Annotated in this window: 2 protein-coding genes; both read left to right on the top strand. The window is 69.9% G+C overall.

Features of this window, described 5'->3' with window-relative positions; translation table 11 throughout:
• Positions 1-491: 491 nt before the first annotated feature.
• Complete coding sequence (gene asnB, locus ACVOMM_RS18595; protein ID WP_481526611.1) at positions 492-2183, top strand: asparagine synthase B; 1692 nt, start codon at positions 492-494, stop codon at positions 2181-2183.
• A gap of 82 nt (positions 2184-2265) precedes the next feature.
• Positions 2266-3654: a cation:proton antiporter domain-containing protein gene (locus ACVOMM_RS18590; RefSeq protein ID WP_481526610.1), complete on the top strand. Its 1389-nt coding sequence runs from the start codon at positions 2266-2268 to the stop codon at positions 3652-3654.
• Positions 3655-3772: the final 118 nt, after the last annotated feature.

The raw sequence follows: 3772 nt of genomic DNA, 5'->3' as shown, positions 1-3772 counted from the left end.
CCCCCCCCCCCCCCCCCCCCCCCCCCCCCCCCCCCCCCCCCCCCCCCCCCCCCCCCCCCCCCCCCCCCCCCCCCCCCCCCCCCCCCCCCCCCCCCCCCCCCCCCCCCGCCCGGCGCCCCCCCCCCCCCCCCCGGGCGGCCCCCCCCCCCCCCCGCCGTGGCCGGCCGGTCGCGCGGGCCAAGGCCCGGCGTACGACGCACCTGGTTGCCAACGCAACTGTTGCGCGGCCCCGGAAACCGGGTTAGGGTCGGGTCATGTCGATCCGCCTGGCCACCGCCGTCAACAACAACCGCAATAATCTGCGCGCGAATAATCGTGCGCGGCCGATGCGGGACTGCGCCCTGGGTAGATAGACAGCAACACACGCCCGGAGACCAGAAAACCCGCATCGGCCGATGCGGGTTTTTTTGTGCCCGGGCGCAGCGCTACCCGGGCCTGGATGGCCGGTCGAACACCTTGCCCCTCGTAGAACCGACAACAGGAGTTCCCCCATGTGTTCGATCTTCGCAATCTTCGGCCTGCAGGCCGGTGATGATCTTCCCGCCCTGCGCCGGCATGCGTTGGAGCTGTCGCAGCGGCAGCGTCATCGTGGCCCGGACTGGAGCGGCGTCTACCTTGATGAAGGTGCACTGCTGGTGCACGAGCGGCTGGCCATCGTCGATCCGGCGGGTGGCTCGCAGCCGCTGTTGTCGGCGGACGGTCAGCTGGCGCTGGCGGTCAACGGCGAAATCTACAACCATCAGCTGCTCAAGGCCGCGCTGGCCCACCCCTACGACTTCCGGACCGGCTCGGACTGCGAGGTGATCAACGCGCTGTACCGGCAGGGAGGCTCGCCGTCCTGCTGGCTGGAGCAGCTCAACGGCATCTTCGCCTTCGCGCTGTGGGACCGCGATGCCGGTCGCGTACTGGTGGCGCGCGATCCGGTCGGCGTGGTGCCGCTGTACTGGGGGCACGACGCGCAGGGGCGCCTGCGGGTGGCCTCGGAGATGAAAGCGTTGGTGGATACCTGTGCCGACGTTGCCCAGTTCCCGCCGGGTCATTACTACGACAGTGCCAGTGGCGAACTGGTGCGCTACTACCAGCAGCCCTGGCGCGAGTATGCGGACGTTGAAGGGCGCCAAGCCGATCTGGCCGAGCTGCGACAGGCCTTTGAACATGCGGTGGAACGCCAGCTGATGAGCGACGTGCCGTACGGCGTGCTGCTGTCTGGTGGACTGGATTCGTCGCTGGTGGCCGCCGTCGCCGCCCGCTATGCCCGCCGCCGCGTCGAGGATGGCGGCCAGAGCGAAGCCTGGTGGCCGCGCCTGCATTCGTTCGCGATCGGGCTGAAGGGATCGCCCGATCTGGCCGCCGCCGCCGTCGCCGCCGAAGCGCTGGGCACCGTGCACCACGGCTTCGAGTACAGCTTCGAGGAAGGCCTCGACGTGCTCCCCGAGGTGATCCGCCATATCGAAACCTATGATGTCACCACCATCCGCGCGTCCACGCCGATGTTCCTGCTGGCACGACGGATCAAGGCGATGGGGGTGAAGATGGTGTTGTCCGGCGAAGGCAGCGACGAGATCTTCGGCGGCTACCTGTACTTCCACAAGGCACCGGACGCGCGCGAATTCCACCAGGAGCTGGTGCGCAAGCTCGATGCCCTGCACAACTACGATTGCCTGCGTGCCAACAAGTCGATGATGGCCTGGGGCGTGGAGCCTCGCGTGCCGTTCCTGGACCGCGACTTCCTCGATGTGGCGATGCGCATCGACGCCGCGCACAAGATGGTGGGCAGCGGCTTCGGCGGTCGCCGTATCGAGAAGGCGGTGTTGCGTGAAGCGTTCGATGGCTATCTGCCGGACAGCATCCTGTGGCGCCAGAAGGAGCAGTTCAGCGATGGCGTCGGCTATGGCTGGATCGATGGATTGAAGGCGCATGCCGAGGCGCAGGTCAGCGACCGGGTACTGGCCGCCGCCGACAAGCGCTTCCCGCACAACCCGCCGCAGACCAAGGAGGCGTACTACTATCGCCACCTGTTCGAACAGTTCTTCCCGAGCAGGGCCGCGGCCGAAACGGTCCCGGGTGGAAAATCGATCGCCTGTTCCTCGCCGGCCGCGATTGCCTGGGACGCGAGTTTCGCCGCAGCGGCCGATCCGTCCGGCCGGGCGATTGCCGGGGTACACGAGCAGGCCCTGGCGTGACCGGCAGCGCCAGGCTACGCCCGGCGGGCGCGCAGCGTCGGCGCAGGCAAGGACGTATCATCGCCCCCCTGCACATTGGGGAATGTTCATGGACGTACAGAGCGAGGGCCGGGCGCCGCCGATGAAGTGGGGGTGGCGCTACGTGGCCTGGGCCGGGCTGCCGTTGCTGGCCGGCCTGCTGCTGGCGCGGTATGCCGGGCCGGCGGCGCCTGAAGCGGTCGCACGCGCCACGGTTGCCGACGAAGGCAGCTGGGCCCGGCATCTGTCATCGCCGCTGGGCCTGTTCCTGCTGCAGCTGCTGGTCCTGCTGCCGGTGGCCAAGGGCGCGGGAGCGCTGCTCAAGCGCTTCGGCCAGCCGGCGGTGATCGGCGAAATGGCGGCAGGCCTGATGATGGGCCCGTTGGTGCTGGGCAGCCTGTTGCCGCAGTTGCATGGCGCGCTGTTCCCGGCGGCGTCGCTGGCGCCGTTGGGCCTGCTCAGCCAGCTGGGTGTGCTGATGTTTCTGCTGGTGGCCGGTGCCGAACTCGACCTGGCCGCACTGCGCGGACGACGGCGGTTCGCGTTCACCGTCAGCCACGCCGGTATCGCCGTGCCGTTCGTGCTGGGCGTGGCCCTGGCCATCTGGCTGTACCCGCAGCACGGTCCGCAGGGTGTGGGCTTCACGTCCTTCGCGCTGTTTGTCGGGATATCGATGAGCATCACGGCATTCCCGGTGCTGCTGCGGATCCTCGCCGATCGCGGCATCACCCATACGCCGCTGGGACAGACCGCCATTGCCTGCGCGGCACTCGGCGATGCCACGGCCTGGTGCCTGCTGGCGCTGATCGTGGCGGCTGCACAGGCCGGTGGCTGGCTGCCGGCAAGCCTCAACCTGCTGGGCGTGGTGGCCTTCGTGGCGCTGATGCTTGGCCTGGTAAGACCGTGGTTTGCCCGCCAGCAGGTGGTGGCAGGACGCGAAGGACGGTGGTTGCTGGGCATCCTGCTGTTGTCGCTGGCCAGTGCGCTGGTGACCGAGATGCTGGGCATCCATGCGTTGTTCGGCGCATTCGCTGCGGGCGTGGCGGTGTCATCCAATGCGCCGCTGCGCGCACTGCTGATGGCCCGCGTCGAGCCGTTCGCGGTGACCCTGCTGCTGCCCCTGTTCTTCGCCATGACCGGCCTGCGCATGCGCGCCGACGCACTGCACGCCGGCGACATCGTGCTGTGTCTGGTGGTGATCGCGGTGGCCACGGCCGGCAAGCTGCTGGGCACATTCAGTGCCGCCCGCAGCACCGGCCTGCCTGCCCGCGAGGCATGGCGGCTGGGAGCACTGATGAACACGCGCGGCCTGATGGAACTGATCGTGCTCAACCTGGGCTATGAGCTGGGCCTGCTCGGGGATCGCCTGTTCGCGGTGCTGGTGATCATGGCACTGGTGACCACTGCGATGACCGGGCCGTTGTTGAACTTGATCGAGCGCCGCCGCACCTGAGCCGGTAGCGGGGGGGGGGGGGGGGGGGGGGGGGGGGGGGGGGGGCGGCGGCGGCGCGGCGGCGCGGCCCCCCCGCGGCCCGCCCCCCCGGCAGCCCCCCCCGCCCCCGCACAGCCGG

This window comes from Stenotrophomonas sp. STEN009, assembly GCF_056760395.1.
This window is presented reverse-complemented; position numbering and strand designations above follow the sequence as displayed.

Bases quoted from the DNA above. Each gene is read 5' to 3' on its own strand.
- asnB (WP_481526611.1), top strand. From the start codon at position 492: ATGTGTTCGATCTTCGCAATCTTCGGCCTGCAGGCCGGTGATGATCTT.
- ACVOMM_RS18590 (WP_481526610.1), top strand. From the start codon at position 2,266: ATGTTCATGGACGTACAGAGCGAGGGCCGGGCGCCGCCGATGAAGTGG.